The following is a 13,232-nucleotide window of genomic DNA, read 5'->3' as shown; positions in this document are numbered from 1 at the left end:
AACTACTGGCTGCACGTTAGTTGCACGCGCGGGATATTGCAAAACGGCGCTATGATCGCTCCATGGGTATCTCCGACGACGCGGTGCAGGTCCGCACCCAGGGCTGGCGACGGCTCGCCGCGCTGCACCAGATGATCGAGACCGAGCTCGAGCGAGCGCTGCAGGGTGGGCACGAGCTGTCGGTCGTCGAGTTCAGCGTCCTCGACTCGCTCTCGCGCCAGGACGGCTGGCACATGCGCATGTCACAGCTTGCGCGGGCGGCTGCGCTGTCACCGAGCGCGTCGACGCGTCTGGTCAACCGCCTCGAGGACCGTGGGCTCCTCACCCGGATCCTCTGCGCCGACGACCGGCGCGGGATCTACACCGAGCTGACCCCGGCCGGGCGTGCGCTGCTGCGCAAGGCGCGTCCTCTGCACGACCGGGCGCTGCGTGACGCCGTGGCGCAGGCCGAGGCGACGCCGGAGCTCGCCGACCTCGTCGCGGCCCTGCCCGAGCTCACCGGCGTCGGCCCGCGTGAGGCCGAGGCGGCCGCCGCGCGCTGACCCGGGAAGCCGACGGCACGGCATACCTGCGACTGATTGCCCTTTCCAGCGGTCGTCGCTGCGCTCCTCGCGCTGGAAAGGGCAATCAGTCGCGCTCGGGTCTCAGTCGGAGGAGTCCTTCGACAGGCCCTGCTGGATGAGGTTCATCACCGAGCTGTCGGCGAGGGTCGTGACGTCGCCGACCTCGCGGTTCTCGGCGACGTCCTTGAGGAGGCGGCGCATGATCTTGCCGGAACGGGTCTTGGGCAGCTCGGGGACGACCATGATCTGGCGCGGCTTGGCGATCGGGCCGATCTCCTTGGCCACGTGGTTGCGCAGCTCCTGGACCGTCTCGTCGCCGTGGTCCTCGGCACCGCCACGCAGGATGACGAACGCCACGACGGCCTGACCGGTGGTCTCGTCGGTGGCACCGACGACCGCGGCCTCGGCGACCGACGGGTGCGACACGAGCGCCGACTCGATCTCGGCGGTGGAGAGGCGGTGGCCCGAGACGTTCATGACGTCGTCGACGCGACCGAGGAGCCAGATGTTGCCCTTGTCGTCGTACTTCGCGCCGTCGCCGGCGAAGTAGTACTTCTCGCCGAACCGGCTCCAGTAGGTCTCCTTGTAGCGCTCCGGGTCGCCCCAGATGCCACGGAGCATCGACGGCCACGGCTGGGTGAGCACGAGGTAGCCGACCTTGTCAGGCTCGGTGAACGGCTGGCCCTCGTCGTCGAGGATCTCGGCGCTGATGCCCGGGATGGGGCGCTGCGCCGAGCCGGGCTCGAGGGTCGTCACGCCGGGGAGCGGGCTGATCATGATCGCGCCGGTCTCGGTCTGCCACCACGTGTCGACGATCGGGGCCTTGTCGCCGCCGATGTTCTTGCGGTACCAGAGCCACGCCTCGGGGTTGATCGGCTCGCCGACCGAGCCGAGGACGCGGATGCTCGACAGGTCGAACTTCGCCGGGATGTCGGCGCCCCACTTCATGAACGTGCGGATCGCCGTGGGCGCGGTGTAGAGGATCGACACCTTGTACTTCTCGACGATCTCCCACCAGCGACCCTGGTGCGGGGTGTCCGGGGTGCCTTCGTAGAGGACCTGCGTCGCGCCGTTGGCGAGCGGCCCGTAGACGATGTAGGAGTGGCCGGTCACCCAGCCGATGTCGGCGGTGCACCAGTAGACGTCGGTCTCCGGGTGGACGTCGTGGACCACGGCATTCGTGTATGCCGTCTGCGTCAGGTAGCCGCCCGTCGTGTGGAAGATGCCCTTGGGCTTCCCGGTCGTGCCCGACGTGTAGAGGATGAAGAGCGGGTGCTCGGAGTCCATCGGCTCCGCCGTGTGCTCGGTGCTCTGGCCGTCGACGAGGTCGTGCCACCAGACGTCGCGGTCGTCGGTCCACTCGACGTCGGACTCGGTGCGCTTGACGACGAGCACCTTCTCGACCGGGGTGTCGCCACCGGCGAGGGCCTCGTCGACGGCGGGCTTGAGCGGGGCCGCCTTGCCGCGACGCCACTGGCCGTCGGCGGTGACGACGACGCGGGCCTCGGCGTCGTTGATGCGCGTGCGCAGGGCCTCGGCCGAGAAGCCGCCGAAGATCACCGAGTGCGGGGCGCCGAGCCGGGCGCAGGCGAGCATCGTCGCGATGGCCTCGGGGATCATCGGCAGATAGATCGCGACCCGGTCGCCCTTCTCCACGCCGAGCTCGGTGAGCGCGTTGGCCGCGCGGCACACGTCGTCCTTGAGCTGCGCGTAGGTGACCGTGCGGGTGTCGCCGCCCTCGCCCTCGAAGTGCAGGGCGACGCGCTCGCCGTTGCCGGCCTCGACGTGACGGTCGACGCAGTTGTAGGCGACGTTGAGCTCGCCGCCGACGAACCACTTGGCGAAGGGGGCGCCGCTCCAGTCGAGGGTCTGGTCGAAGTCCTTGCTCCACGTCAGGCGCTCGCGGGCCTGGGTCGCCCAGAAGGCCTCGCGGTCGGCGTCGGCCTCGGTGAAGAGGTCCTCGCTGCCGACCGCCTGCGACCGCATCTCGTCGCTGGGTGAGAGGTCGAGCTCGGCCAGGTGGCTGGAGAGGTTCTCGTCGGTCACTTCGGGGCTCCTCGTCATTGGGGGCGGGCGCGTGGCGCAGCACGACACTGGGTCCCAGCCAACCCTGTTCGTGGACCGGCATCAACCACGGGTGCCCGATCGTCGCCCGGAGGCGGGTGTGCTGCGGCCAGCGGCGCGGTGAGCGGGATGGTACGACCAGCGGTGCGACCTGCGGCACTCTTTGACCATTCCCGTCTAGGGCAAACGGACGCGAAGTAGCGTCCGGGCATGGGCAACTTGACGGTACGAGCGCGGCAGGTGTGGCCGTTCGTTGCGACGGCTCTGGCCGTCGCTCTCTGGTGGCCGGCGGGCTTCGCCGGGCGCGCCTCGTGGATGCACCTCTCGCTCATGCAGACCGACAGCGGGATCGTCCCGTTGAGCGGTGGCGAGCTCCTCCTCGGGTCGTTCGTCGCGGCCGCGCTCGTGGCTGCGCTCGTGTCGACGCCGGGGCTGAGGCTGGCCATCGCCGTCGCCCTCACGGCGGCCGCGTGGATGCTCACCGAGACCGATGTGGTGTTCGCCCGCGGCGAGCGGGGTGTGCTGGCCGGGCTCGTCGGGCTGGGCATGTTGCTCGGTCTCGTGGTCGGTTCGCAGGCCATGCGTGGGATGCTCCCGGCCGCCACCCTCTTTGCGGTGCTCGCCGGGTTGACCCCGGCCACCTGGCCCCGTGGTCTCCTGCTGGCCGTCGCGCTCGCGCTGCCGTTCTGGGTGGCCACCTCCGAGCGGGCCGCGGAGACGGCGATCGCGCTGGCGCGGGTCGTCGCGGTCTGGCTGGTGTCCGTCGTCTTCTCGATGAGCCTGTGGGCCGGCTTCGCCTCCCTCGAGGTCGGTGCGCTCGCCGACCCGAAGGCGGCGGCGCTCGACATCGGCCGCGGCTTCGTGAGCTTCATCTGGGAGCGCGGCATCGAGATCGTCACGACGGCGCCCGAGATCGACACCCCGATGTTCTGGATCACGATCGTCGCGGCCATCGCTCTCGCGCTGATCGCCAACGCCGTCAGGACGCGGGCCACGCAGAGGACCGCCTGAGGGCGGAGCGGGCCGACGCCTCGGTCCGACCCCGGTCCTCGCCCCTGCGGGTGGTGCGACGAGCGGCACATGATCGACGTCCCTCACCCTGACGCGCAGTAACCTCCCCGGCATGAGCGATTCACGGACCCGGAACGAGGTCACCGCGACACCCGCGTCCGGGCCGCGCGATCCACGCGCCGTGGCGCGTCGCCTCTGGCCGTTCGTCGCGGTGGTTCTCGCTGTGGTCCTGTGGTGGCCCACGGGGTTCTCCGGTCGTGGGCCGTGGATGCACCTGCCGCTGGTGCAGATGTCCGGCGGCGTCGCGCCGATCAGCGGGGGAGTCGTGCTGCTCGGGTGTCTGGTCGCCGGCGCCGTCGTCTCGGCGCTCGTCGCGTCACCCTGGCCGAAGTTCGTCATCGCGGTCGCGCTCACCGCAGTCGCCTGGGTGCTCGCGGACGGCTCGATCACGTTCGCGCCCGGCGAGCGGGTCGTCCTCGCCGCGCTGGCGGCGATCGGCATGCTGGTCGGTCTGGGTGTGGGGGCGCGCGCGACGAAGGGCGTCGTCTCGGCCGCGTCGTTCATCGCACTCGTGGCCGGTCTGTCGCCGGCGACGTGGTCCCGTGGTCTGTTGTTGGCGATCGCCGTGGCCCTGCCCTTCTGGGCCGCGACGGCGGACCGGGTCGCGCCGACGATCCTCGCCGTGGTGCGGGTCGTCCTCACCTGGCTCGCGGCGGTCGTCGTGTCCACCAGTCTGTGGATCGGCTTCAGCGGGCTGCGCGCGGGGGAGCTCGCCGACCCGGGCAAGGCTGCGCCCGTGGTGGGGCGAGGCTTCGTCGACCACGTTCGAGAGCACGGGCTCGAGATCGTCAGGACGGCGCCGCAGGTCTACACCGGCTGGATCTGGGTGGCCGTCGTGCTGGCCGTGCTGTTGGTCGTGACCGCGACCGTGCTCACCTGTCGCCGGGCGACGAAGGCCGCGTGACCAGCCTCACTCGTAGAGGCGAGCCTTCGCCTCGCGGACGGTGAGGGTGATCGGCGTGCCCTGGACCGTCACGGTGTCGGGGATCGTCATCCACGCCCCACCCTGCAGGCGGAACCGGGCTCCGTAGGTCGTGTCGAGCCTGGTCGACATCGCGCCGGCTCGCGTGTAGGTCCAGCGGATGTCGCCGTCCGGGTGAGGGCCACCGAGCGACTGCGTGGGTCCGCTGCTGTTGCCGTCGCCGTAGACGTAGGTGAGTGACCGGACCATCGGCTGGATCTCGAGCCGGTAGCCGAGGAGGGTGCTCGTGTCGACCTCGTCCGGTCCCACCCCGGTCTCGGGCCAGTCGGCCTCGAAGAAGGTGGGCAGGTTGACCAGGGTGACGTTGCCGACCGGCTGGATGCTCAGCCCGCCTTGGGTGAAGTCGATGTCGCGGAACGCCTGCTGGATCATCGCCATCGTCGGGAGGTTGCTGCCGGGGAGCTCGTTGGGGAAGCAGGTCACGCCCCACGTCGACCAGATGCCCTGCGGGCCGGTGACGGAAGTCCCGTCGGCGTTGACGAGGCGGCGCAGGACGACGGCCTGGAACTGGCCGTTCGTGCACGCCCGACCAGCCGTCGCGCACCCCGCGTCGCCACCGTTCGCGCCGCAGTTGAGGCGGGTCCGGTACTGCCACCGAGGACCCGGCTTCCCCACGGCCGCTGCTGCATCGCTTTTGGCCTTGCGGATGTCCTCAAGCGTGAGGATGACTCGCGTGCCCCCGCCCGTGAAGCCACCGTCCGTCCCCGGACCATCGCCGTCAGCAACCGCCCGCGACGTAGGAGCAGCGAGGAGCAGCATCGTAGTGAAGCCAATCAGCAGGAGCCGGCTTCTCACAGCTCCTCCATGTCATAGATCTGCCACGCAGCACCGCCCCACCGAAGGGCGGCAGCATTCTTGGTCGTTGTCGCCTTGAGCTTTCCTACTTCGGTGCCGTCCTTGTAGTAGGCGACGGGCAACTGCTTGTACGTGAAGTTCACGATTACGCGCTCCTCGTTCGGCGCGTTGGCCAGAGCGGCGTTGGAGATGACGACAGGGGCCTGCTTCACGGACCATCCGTTGTCGACGTACTCCTGCAAATTGCCCTGCAGCTTCTTGCAGGCAATGCAGTCCTTGTCACTGAGCGTGGACAAGTCGACGCTCCCAGGCGATGTTTGGCCGCGATTGACCTCCGCGACGAAGAAGTCGAGGAAGGCAAGTGCGCCGGCTTCGGTGCGGGCCTTGGCTGCTGCCGGGACCTCCGCACCCGACGACGACGGCGACCCACTCGCGCTCGCGCTGGCCGACCCAGAGCTCGACGGCGACACCGTCGGGGACGGCGCGGGCGGGGAGCCCGACGGCGTCGGAGCGGCGGTCGGCTCGTCGTCGCCGGTGCACCCGGACAGCATCACGGCGCCGACGGCGAGCACGGCCACAGCACGGCCCCAGGTCTTGTTCACGGAAGTTCCCCACCCGTTCGTGTGTCAAGGACTGGATTCGAGTCTAGGGACAAAGCCGCGGAGCGCGACTCGAGTTGTCCACAGGGGTGGGCGGACGGCATACCTGCGCCTGCTCGAAACTGAGCAAAGTGTCGGGTATGCCGTCGCGGACAGTGGACGGAACGTGCACTCTGTGCCCAGCGTGTCAGGCAACGGTTCCGCTCTGCCCATCATTCTGCTTCCCTGTGGTCAACACGCACCACAAGGAGGTGGGCCATGTTCGAAGAAGGCCAGCTGTACTCGCCCGTGACCCGGCACGAGGACGGGACCGTCGAGGTCCACCTGAGCGACAACCACCCCGGTCGCAACGACCCGGCCTACATGGCCCGACGCGGCGAGATCGCGGGCGCGGCCCTGTCCTGGACGCGCGGCGAACCGATCCCGGTCATCGACTACACGGATGCCGAGCACGAGATCTGGCGCACGGTGAGCGCCGAGCTCGCGCCGAAGCACGAGAAGTACGCGCACAGCGAGTACCTCACCGCCAAGCACGCCCTGCGGCTGCCGACTGACCACGTGCCGCAGCTGCACGAGGTGAGCGAGCTGCTCGAGCCGATCACCGGCTGGACCTACGTCGCCGCGCCCGGCCTCGTGCCGCTGCGCGACTTCTACGGCGACCTCGGGGCGCGGACGTTCAACTCGACGCAGTACCTCCGCCACGGCAGCCAGCCGCTCTACACCCCCGAGCCGGACATCATCCACGAGGTCATCGGCCACGGGAACCAGCTCGCCTCACCGCGGTTCGCGCGGATCACCGAGGCCGCCGGCCAGGCGTCGCTGCGGGTGGAGACCGACGAGGCGATGAAGTTCGTCGCCGACGTCTTCTGGTTCTCGATGGAGTTCGGCGTCATGCGCGAGCACGGCGAGGTCAAGGCCTACGGCGCCGGCATCCTCAGCAGCTACGGCGAGATGGACGAGTTCGCGCACATGGAGCTGCGCTCGCTCGACCTCGCGGACATGGGGACGCTCAACTACGACATCACGCAGTACCAGCCGGTGCTCTTCTGCGCCGAGGGCCTCGACGAGCTCGAGGACGTCGTCGGCTCGTTCTTCGAGACCGTCGACGACGACCTCGCCACCAAGCTGCGGGTCGAGGCGGTCGAGCGCGGTCTCGTCGCGCCCACGGACGCCTGAGGGCGCCCGACGGCGCATGACGACGCCGCTGGACCCGGCAACGACTTATTGCCCGTTTGGGCTACCCCCAGCAACGGTTCTGGACCGCGGTCGGGGCCCAAACGGGCAATAAGTCGTCAGAGGGTTGTCACCACTGGTGGGCGACGTCGACGACGAGGCGACTCGTGTTGGTCGCGCTGTCGTAGAGCGTGAAGGCCCGGAACGGCAGCCGTGCCCGGACCCCGAGCCCGACGGTGCTCTGGCCCTCGAAGAAGCCGGCCCAGACGACCTGGCGGAACGTCGTGTAGCCGGTGACGTTGGGCATGGCCGGTGGTGCGGCGTATCGGGTGCCGCGCGTGATGATCTGCAGCTTGGCCCCGCCGCGGGTGGGGATGACGTTGCCGGAGCCGTCCGCCGTGATCTGCGAGACGTAGCGGACGTCGAAGCCGGTGGCCCGGCCCTTGTGGTCGATGACGAGGCGGTCGTAGCAGGCGTGGCGGCCTGCCCTCACGCCGGTGACCGCGGGCAGCGTGCTCACCGCGGACGACTTGGGGAGCGAGCCCCACGTGATGCCGCAGTAGGGCGCGGCGGTGGCACTCGACGCGCCGACGGCGGCGGGTGCGGTGGCGGCGACGAGGCCCAGGGCGAGGGCGGCGGCGCTGCGACGGACGGTGGTGCGGTTCATGGTGTCCTCCTCGGGGGTTGGTGCTACCGGGAAGACGCGTATGCCGTCCTCCTCGGTTGACATGGAGAGGAGGGCGGGGTGCCCCGTCAGATACACGCGGAGGGGCGCGGACGGCATACACGCGGCATGCACGCGGCATACACACGACTGCGTCCGCAACCCTGGTCGGAAAGGTGACCAGGGTTGCGGACGCAGTGAGACCGCGGGTGGTGCGTCAGGTGCTCAGTGGTCGAGCGCCTTGGCCACGCCGTGGCCGGTGAGGGAGCGGACCTCCATCTCGGCGTACTTCTGCGCGTTGTGCTCCGCACTCGTCACGGTGCCCAGCCAGCCGAGGAAGAAGGCCAGCGGGATGGTGACGAGGCCCGGGTTGTCGAGCGGGAACCACGAGAAGTCGATGCCCGGGTTGGTGATCATCGACGGGCTCACGGTCGTGCCGGGCAGCGGCGCCTTGCCGGAGACGACCGGGCTGAAGATGATCAGGACGATCGTCGAGATGAGGCCGCCGTAGATCGACCACAGTGCGCCGCGGGTGTTGAACCGCTTCCAGAACAGCGAGTAGAGGATCGTCGGCAGGTTCGCCGAGGCCGCCACCGCGAAGGCCAGCGCCACGAGGAAGGCGATGTTCTGGCTCTTGGCGAACATGCCACCGAGGATGGCGATGACGCCGATCGCGACGGCCGACATCCGGGCGACGCGCACCTCGTTGTCGGAGGTCGTCTGGCCCTTCTTGATGACCTCCTTGTAGATGTCGTGCGCGAACGTCGCGCTCGCCGTGATCGTCAGTCCGGCGACGACCGCGAGGATCGTCGCGAAGGCGATGCCCGAGACGATGCCGAGGAACGGGCTGCCACCGAGGTGGAACGCGAGCAGCGGCGCGGCCGAGTTGGCCTTGCCCGGTGCGGCGTTGATCTCGGCCGGGCCGACGAGGGCGCCGGCGCCGTAGCCGACGACGAGGGTGAGCAGGTAGAAGCCGCCGATGAGCCAGATGGCCCACTCGACCGACTTGCGGGCCTGCTTGCTCGTGGGGACGGTGTAGAAGCGCTGGAGCACGTGCGGCAGACCGGCGGTGCCGAGGACGAGCGCGAGCGACAGCGAGATGAAGTCGATCTTGGTCGTCGTGTTGACGCCGTACTTCACGCCGGGCTCGAGCAGCTTCTCGCCGACCTTGGGGTTGTTGTCGACCGCGGCCTGGAACAGCCCGGAGAGGTTGAAGCCGTACTTGCCGAGAACCCAGACGGTCATGATCGCCGTGGCCGCGATGAGCAGGACGGCCTTGATGATCTGGACCCAGGTCGTGCCACGCATGCCACCGATGAGGACGTAGGCGATCATGACGATGCCGACGACGGCGATGACGATGTTCTGCGCGCCCTCACCCTTGACGCCGAGCAGCAGCGACACGAGGCCACCGGCGCCGGCCATCTGGGCGAGCAGGTAGAAGAACGACACGGCGAGGACCGAGGTCGCGGTCGCAATGCGGACCGGCCGCTGCTTGAGGCGGTAGGACAGCACGTCGGCCATCGTCATCCGCCCGGTGTTGCGCATGAGCTCGGCGACGAGCAGCAGCGCAACGAGCCACGCGACGAGGAACCCGATCGAGTAGAGGAAGCCGTCGTAGCCCTGGAGCGCGATGGCACCGGCGATGCCGAGGAAGCTCGCGGCGGAGAGGTAGTCACCGGCGATGGCGACACCGTTCTGTCGACCGGAGAAGCCACCGCTCGCGGTGTAGAACTCGCCGGCGCTCTTCTTGCCGCTGGCGAGCTTGACGATGACGACGAGCGTGACGATGACGAAGCCCGCGAAGATCGCGATGTTGAGCGCGGGGGAGCCCACGCTCGTCGCGGCCTCGGTGGGCAGGGCGGGCAGGCTCGGGACGGAGGTCAGGGAGGCCATCGGTCAGTGCTCCTTCACGCCGTCGAGCCGCGCACCGATGGCGTCCGCCAGCGGGTCGAGCTCACGGTTGGCCCAGCGGGCGTAGATGAACGTGATCGCGAACGTCGTGACGAACTGGCCGAGTCCGAACAGGAGGCCGATGTTGATGTTGCCGACGACCTTGGTCCCCATGAAGCCGGGGGCGAAGGTCGACAGCAGGACGTAGACGAAGTACCAGACGAGGAAGAAGGCCGTCATCGGGAAGACGAAGCTGCGGAACTTCTTGCGCAGCGCCTGGAACTCGTCGGTGGTCTGCATGGCGACGTAGGGGTCCTCGTCACCACGGATGCGAGCGTCGTTGCTCACGTGCACCTCCAGTGGTCGGTCCCGGGCAGCTCAAGGATCCGCCGGGTTCGCCTCACACTGTCGAGGAGCCGGTATGCCGTCCGCGAGCCTGCCGCGCCCGTCTCTCGGCGGGCGGGTGCCGGGCCTCGTTCGGTGGCGCAGGTCACGTCGCGCGGCTGCGCCGAGCGGCAGGTGAGGTGCGGCGAACGGTCGGGGCGCACGGCATACGTGCAGGTCGCCCCGGGCGTGGGGTTGGATGTGCGGGTGGAGTCGTCGGGGTCATCGCAGGACCGAACGCAGGGGCGAGAGCTGGTGCTCGTCGAGGTGCCGTTCGCGGACGACCGGGTGCAGCGGCTCGTCGACGAGGTCCAGGCGCACTACGTCGCGATCTACGGCGGGCCGGACGAGTCGCCGGTGGACCCGCTGCAGTTCAGTGCGCCACGCGGGCTGTTCGCCCTCGGGCTCGTCGGCGGTGAGCCCGTCGCGATGGGCGGCTGGCGGTGGCGGCCCGAGCTCGACGAACGCTTCGACGGGGACCGGGTGGCGGAGGTCAAGCGGATGTTCGTGTCGACATCGGTGCGCGGGCGAGGCTTCGCACGGCAACTGCTGGCACACCTCGAGTCGACGGGTGCCGAGGCCGGGGTGCAGCGCCTCGTGCTCGAGACGGGGACGATGCAGCCCGACGCGATCGCGCTCTACGAGTCGTCCGGCTACGAGCCGGTGGTGCCGTTCGGGCACTACGCCGAGTCCCCCTACGTGAAGTGCTTCGGCAAGCGGCTCGCGAGGGTCGGCGGCCTCAACTGAAGTGGGCGACGAGCTCGCGCCACGTCGCCTCGGGCGCGCTGCGGGTCGGGAAGCGCCCGTCGAGCTCGAGGACGACCATGCCGTGGGCGGCGGCCCAGAGCGCCTGCGCCCGGTGCGGGTCGCCGGTCGCCTCGAAGAACGGGCTGCCCGACCACTCCTCGAGCCCCGGTGGCAGGGCCTCGCGGTCGAGTGAGCCGCTCGTCGCGAGGCGGTAGAGCTGTGGGTTGTCGGCGGCGACGTCGCGGTAGCGCCGGACGAGCGTCGCCACCGTCGTCACGGGTCGCACCGCCTCGCCGAACTCCTTGAGCGCCAGGGCGATGAGCTGGGTGCGCAGCGCGTCCTTGCTCGCGAAGTGCTTGTAGAGCGAGGGCGCCGCGATGCCGAGCTCGTCGGCGAGCGTGCGCATCGTCAGTGTCTGCCAGCCCTCACGCTCGAGGACCACGCGGGCCGCCGTGAGCACCTCGCGTGCCCTCGGGGTGAGCAGACGCGCGGGGTCGAGCTCGGGAGGGCAGGTCACCGGCCGAGAGTAGCGCCGGTCTCGGTCCGGTCCCGGAGCGCGTCGTTCATCGCCGCGAAGTCGTCACCCACGTCGAGCGTTCGCCTGACGAAGGGCACGAGCGCGCCCGAGAAGCGCTCGGCGTGGGTGAGGCGGGTGCCGCCGCTGACCGGGTCGAGCGTGAACGAGTGCTCGCCGTCGAGCAGGCCCGGCACGAGGACGCGTCCCAGCCAGCGCAGCTCGCGCCCGGGCTCGGCGACGAGCACGCGCGGGCGGAAGGACATGGGCTTGCCGGCGGCCGGCGAGATCGTCACGGCAAGTCGCTGGCCGGCCTCCAACGTCCCGCTCGCCTCGCGGATGAAGGGGTTTCACTCGTCGTATGCCGCGAGGTCGGCGAGGACGTCCCAGACCCCGTCGGGGGGTGGCGGCGATGTCGAGCGATCGGCGGATCTCGTGGGTGAACATGGGGGACCTTCCTGCGGGGGAGAAGCCTGTGCGGCGATTCCGTAAGGCTAACGTTGTTAGCCAGTCTAGGCTAACAACGTTAGCCATGCAAGGGGCGGCATGATGGGCGCCGTGCGCGCACTCGTGAAGACCACCGCCGGTCCCGGACTCGAGCTCATCGACGTCCCCGAGCCCGAGTGCGGTGACGCCGACGTCAAGATCCGCGTCCTGCGGGCCGGGCTGTGCGGGACCGACCTCCACCTCGAGCAGTGGGACGACTGGGCGGCATCCGTGGTCAACGCGCCGATGACGATCGGTCACGAGTTCTACGGCGAGGTCGTCGAGGTGGGTTCGCTCGTCGACCACGTCTCCGTCGGTGACCGGGTGTCCGGCGAGGGCCACCTCATCTGCGGCAACTGCCGCAACTGCCGCGCCGGTCGCCGCCACCTCTGCATCAAGACCGTGGGAGTGGGGGTCAACCGCGACGGCGCGTTCGCCGACTACGTCGTCATCCCCGCCATGAACGCCTGGGTGCAGCCCGCCGACCTCGACCCCGACCTCGGCGCGATCTTCGACCCGCTCGGCAACGCCACCCACACGACCCTGCAGTGGCCGGTCGTCGGCGAGGACGTCGTCGTCACGGGCGCGGGGCCGATCGGTGTCATGGCGGTGGCCATCGCCCGCCACGCGGGTGCGCGCCGGATCGCGGTCACCGACATGAGCTCGTCCCGGCTCGCCCTCGCGCGCGGGGCCGGCGCCGACCTCTGCGTCAACGTCGCCGAGGGGCAGGACCTCGCGTGGGCGCAGCAGCAGCTCGGCATGCTCGAGGGCTTCGACATCGGGCTCGAGATGTCCGGTGCGCCGCGCGCGGTCGAGGACATGCTCGCGAACCTCAACCACGGCGCCCGCGTCGCGATGCTCGGCCTGCCCAAGGACCCGTACCCGATCGACTGGGGGCGGGTCATCACGCACATGATCACGATCCGCGGCATCTACGGCCGCGAGATGTTCGAGACCTGGTACCTCATGGGCTCGATGCTCGCCACGAGCCCCGAGCTTCGCCAGGCGGTCCAGTCCGTCATCACCCACCGCTTCCCGGCGGAGGAGTGGGCCACGGGCTTCGAGATCGCGCGCTCGGGCGAGTGCGGCAAGGTCGTCCTCGACTGGAGCTGACGTGCGCGGCCGGACAGCTGCTCGCGCACCTACGCGGGTGGTGCTGTGCACTGGTCCGTGGGCGTGCAGCGCAGCACTCAGGCGCGCGGAGGGTGCTGTGCACTGCTGCGTCGGGGTGGAGCACTGCACAGGAGCGGGCGACTGGTCCCGCGTACTCCCTCAGGAGTAGCGGCATGCCGCGGGC

Annotated in this window: 14 protein-coding genes; 6 read left to right on the top strand and 8 right to left on the bottom strand. The window is 69.8% G+C overall.

The window, feature by feature from the left end; genetic code table 11:
* The first annotated feature begins 62 nt into the window (after nt 1–62).
* Nucleotides 63–542 carry a MarR family winged helix-turn-helix transcriptional regulator gene (locus ACSQ11_RS03065; RefSeq protein ID WP_436002933.1) on the top strand — a complete coding sequence of 160 codons (480 nt, stop codon included), beginning with the start codon at nt 63–65 and terminating at the stop codon, nt 540–542.
* Nucleotides 543–644: 102 nt separating this feature from the next.
* Here the strand turns inward: ACSQ11_RS03065 and acs are convergent, their stop codons facing one another.
* Nucleotides 645–2,627 (bottom strand): acetate--CoA ligase, encoded by a 1,983-nt coding sequence (acs, locus tag ACSQ11_RS03060; RefSeq protein WP_436002931.1) that lies wholly within the window; start codon nt 2,625–2,627, stop codon nt 645–647.
* A 210-nt stretch (nt 2,628–2,837) separates the two neighbouring features.
* Between acs and ACSQ11_RS03055 the strand changes: the two genes are divergently transcribed.
* Together ACSQ11_RS03055 and ACSQ11_RS03050 are read left to right on the top strand one after the other, a co-directional pair.
* The gene (locus ACSQ11_RS03055) at nt 2,838–3,638 is read left to right on the top strand and encodes a hypothetical protein (protein ID WP_436002929.1); all 801 of its coding nucleotides are present in this window, start codon (nt 2,838–2,840) and stop codon (nt 3,636–3,638) included.
* Nucleotides 3,639–3,750: 112 nt separating this feature from the next.
* Nucleotides 3,751–4,602 carry a hypothetical protein gene (locus ACSQ11_RS03050; RefSeq protein WP_436002927.1) on the top strand — a complete coding sequence of 284 codons (852 nt, stop codon included), beginning with the start codon at nt 3,751–3,753 and terminating at the stop codon, nt 4,600–4,602.
* 6 nt (nt 4,603–4,608) lie between these two features.
* On the opposite strand, the gene ACSQ11_RS03045 is transcribed toward ACSQ11_RS03050, so the two are convergent.
* Together ACSQ11_RS03045 and ACSQ11_RS03040 are read right to left on the bottom strand one after the other, a co-directional pair.
* Nucleotides 4,609–5,295, bottom strand: a complete 687-nt coding sequence (locus ACSQ11_RS03045) for a hypothetical protein (protein ID WP_436002926.1) — start codon at nt 5,293–5,295, stop codon at nt 4,609–4,611.
* A 176-nt stretch (nt 5,296–5,471) separates the two neighbouring features.
* Nucleotides 5,472–6,053: a DUF6318 family protein gene (locus ACSQ11_RS03040; RefSeq protein WP_436002924.1), complete on the bottom strand. Its 582-nt coding sequence runs from the start codon at nt 6,051–6,053 to the stop codon at nt 5,472–5,474.
* A 279-nt stretch (nt 6,054–6,332) separates the two neighbouring features.
* On the opposite strand from ACSQ11_RS03040, the gene ACSQ11_RS03035 reads away from it, so the two are divergent.
* Nucleotides 6,333–7,250 (top strand): phenylalanine 4-monooxygenase, encoded by a 918-nt coding sequence (locus ACSQ11_RS03035; protein WP_436002922.1) that lies wholly within the window; start codon nt 6,333–6,335, stop codon nt 7,248–7,250.
* Nucleotides 7,251–7,377: 127 nt separating this feature from the next.
* Here the strand turns inward: ACSQ11_RS03035 and ACSQ11_RS03030 are convergent, their stop codons facing one another.
* The 3 genes from ACSQ11_RS03030 to ACSQ11_RS03020 all read right to left on the bottom strand — a co-directional run bounded on the left by ACSQ11_RS03030 (nt 7,378) and on the right by ACSQ11_RS03020 (nt 10,152).
* Nucleotides 7,378–7,914 carry an AMIN-like domain-containing (lipo)protein gene (locus ACSQ11_RS03030; RefSeq protein WP_436002920.1) on the bottom strand — a complete coding sequence of 179 codons (537 nt, stop codon included), beginning with the start codon at nt 7,912–7,914 and terminating at the stop codon, nt 7,378–7,380.
* Nucleotides 7,915–8,136: 222 nt separating this feature from the next.
* Nucleotides 8,137–9,807 carry a solute symporter family protein gene (locus tag ACSQ11_RS03025; RefSeq protein WP_436002918.1) on the bottom strand — a complete coding sequence of 557 codons (1,671 nt, stop codon included), beginning with the start codon at nt 9,805–9,807 and terminating at the stop codon, nt 8,137–8,139.
* 3 nt (nt 9,808–9,810) lie between these two features.
* Nucleotides 9,811–10,152: a DUF485 domain-containing protein gene (locus ACSQ11_RS03020; protein WP_436002916.1), complete on the bottom strand. Its 342-nt coding sequence runs from the start codon at nt 10,150–10,152 to the stop codon at nt 9,811–9,813.
* 132 nt (nt 10,153–10,284) lie between these two features.
* Between ACSQ11_RS03020 and ACSQ11_RS03015 the strand changes: the two genes are divergently transcribed.
* Entirely contained in the window at nt 10,285–10,935 is a 651-nt protein-coding gene (locus ACSQ11_RS03015) for a GNAT family N-acetyltransferase (RefSeq protein ID WP_436002914.1), read from the top strand.
* On the opposite strand, the gene ACSQ11_RS03010 is transcribed toward ACSQ11_RS03015, so the two are convergent.
* Nucleotides 10,928–11,452 carry a TetR/AcrR family transcriptional regulator gene (locus ACSQ11_RS03010; protein WP_436002912.1) on the bottom strand — a complete coding sequence of 175 codons (525 nt, stop codon included), beginning with the start codon at nt 11,450–11,452 and terminating at the stop codon, nt 10,928–10,930. The genes ACSQ11_RS03015 and ACSQ11_RS03010 overlap by 8 nt on opposite strands.
* Nucleotides 11,449–11,745 carry a hypothetical protein gene (locus ACSQ11_RS03005; protein WP_436002910.1) on the bottom strand — a complete coding sequence of 99 codons (297 nt, stop codon included), beginning with the start codon at nt 11,743–11,745 and terminating at the stop codon, nt 11,449–11,451. Before ACSQ11_RS03005 ends, ACSQ11_RS03010 begins: the two co-directional genes overlap by 4 nt.
* Before the next feature lie 262 nt (nt 11,746–12,007).
* Here ACSQ11_RS03005 and tdh point away from each other — a divergent pair, with 262 nt between their 5' ends.
* Nucleotides 12,008–13,048, top strand: coding sequence for an L-threonine 3-dehydrogenase (tdh, locus tag ACSQ11_RS03000; RefSeq protein ID WP_436002908.1), 1,041 nt, complete (start codon nt 12,008–12,010; stop codon nt 13,046–13,048).
* Nucleotides 13,049–13,232: the final 184 nt, after the last annotated feature.

This window comes from Knoellia sp. LjRoot47 (genome assembly GCF_964253435.1).
Taxonomy (GTDB): Bacteria; Actinomycetota; Actinomycetes; order Actinomycetales; family Dermatophilaceae; genus Knoellia.
This window is presented reverse-complemented; position numbering and strand designations above follow the sequence as displayed.

Coding starts and splice junctions, on each gene's coding strand:
- acs (WP_436002931.1), bottom strand. CDS start 2,627: ATGACGAGGAGCCCCGAAGTGACCGACGAGAACCTCTCCAGCCACCTG.
- ACSQ11_RS03055 (WP_436002929.1), top strand. CDS start 2,838: ATGGGCAACTTGACGGTACGAGCGCGGCAGGTGTGGCCGTTCGTTGCG.
- ACSQ11_RS03065 (WP_436002933.1), top strand. CDS start 63: ATGGGTATCTCCGACGACGCGGTGCAGGTCCGCACCCAGGGCTGGCGA.
- ACSQ11_RS03025 (WP_436002918.1), bottom strand. CDS start 9,807: ATGGCCTCCCTGACCTCCGTCCCGAGCCTGCCCGCCCTGCCCACCGAG.
- ACSQ11_RS03030 (WP_436002920.1), bottom strand. CDS start 7,914: ATGAACCGCACCACCGTCCGTCGCAGCGCCGCCGCCCTCGCCCTGGGC.
- ACSQ11_RS03050 (WP_436002927.1), top strand. CDS start 3,751: ATGAGCGATTCACGGACCCGGAACGAGGTCACCGCGACACCCGCGTCC.
- ACSQ11_RS03035 (WP_436002922.1), top strand. CDS start 6,333: ATGTTCGAAGAAGGCCAGCTGTACTCGCCCGTGACCCGGCACGAGGAC.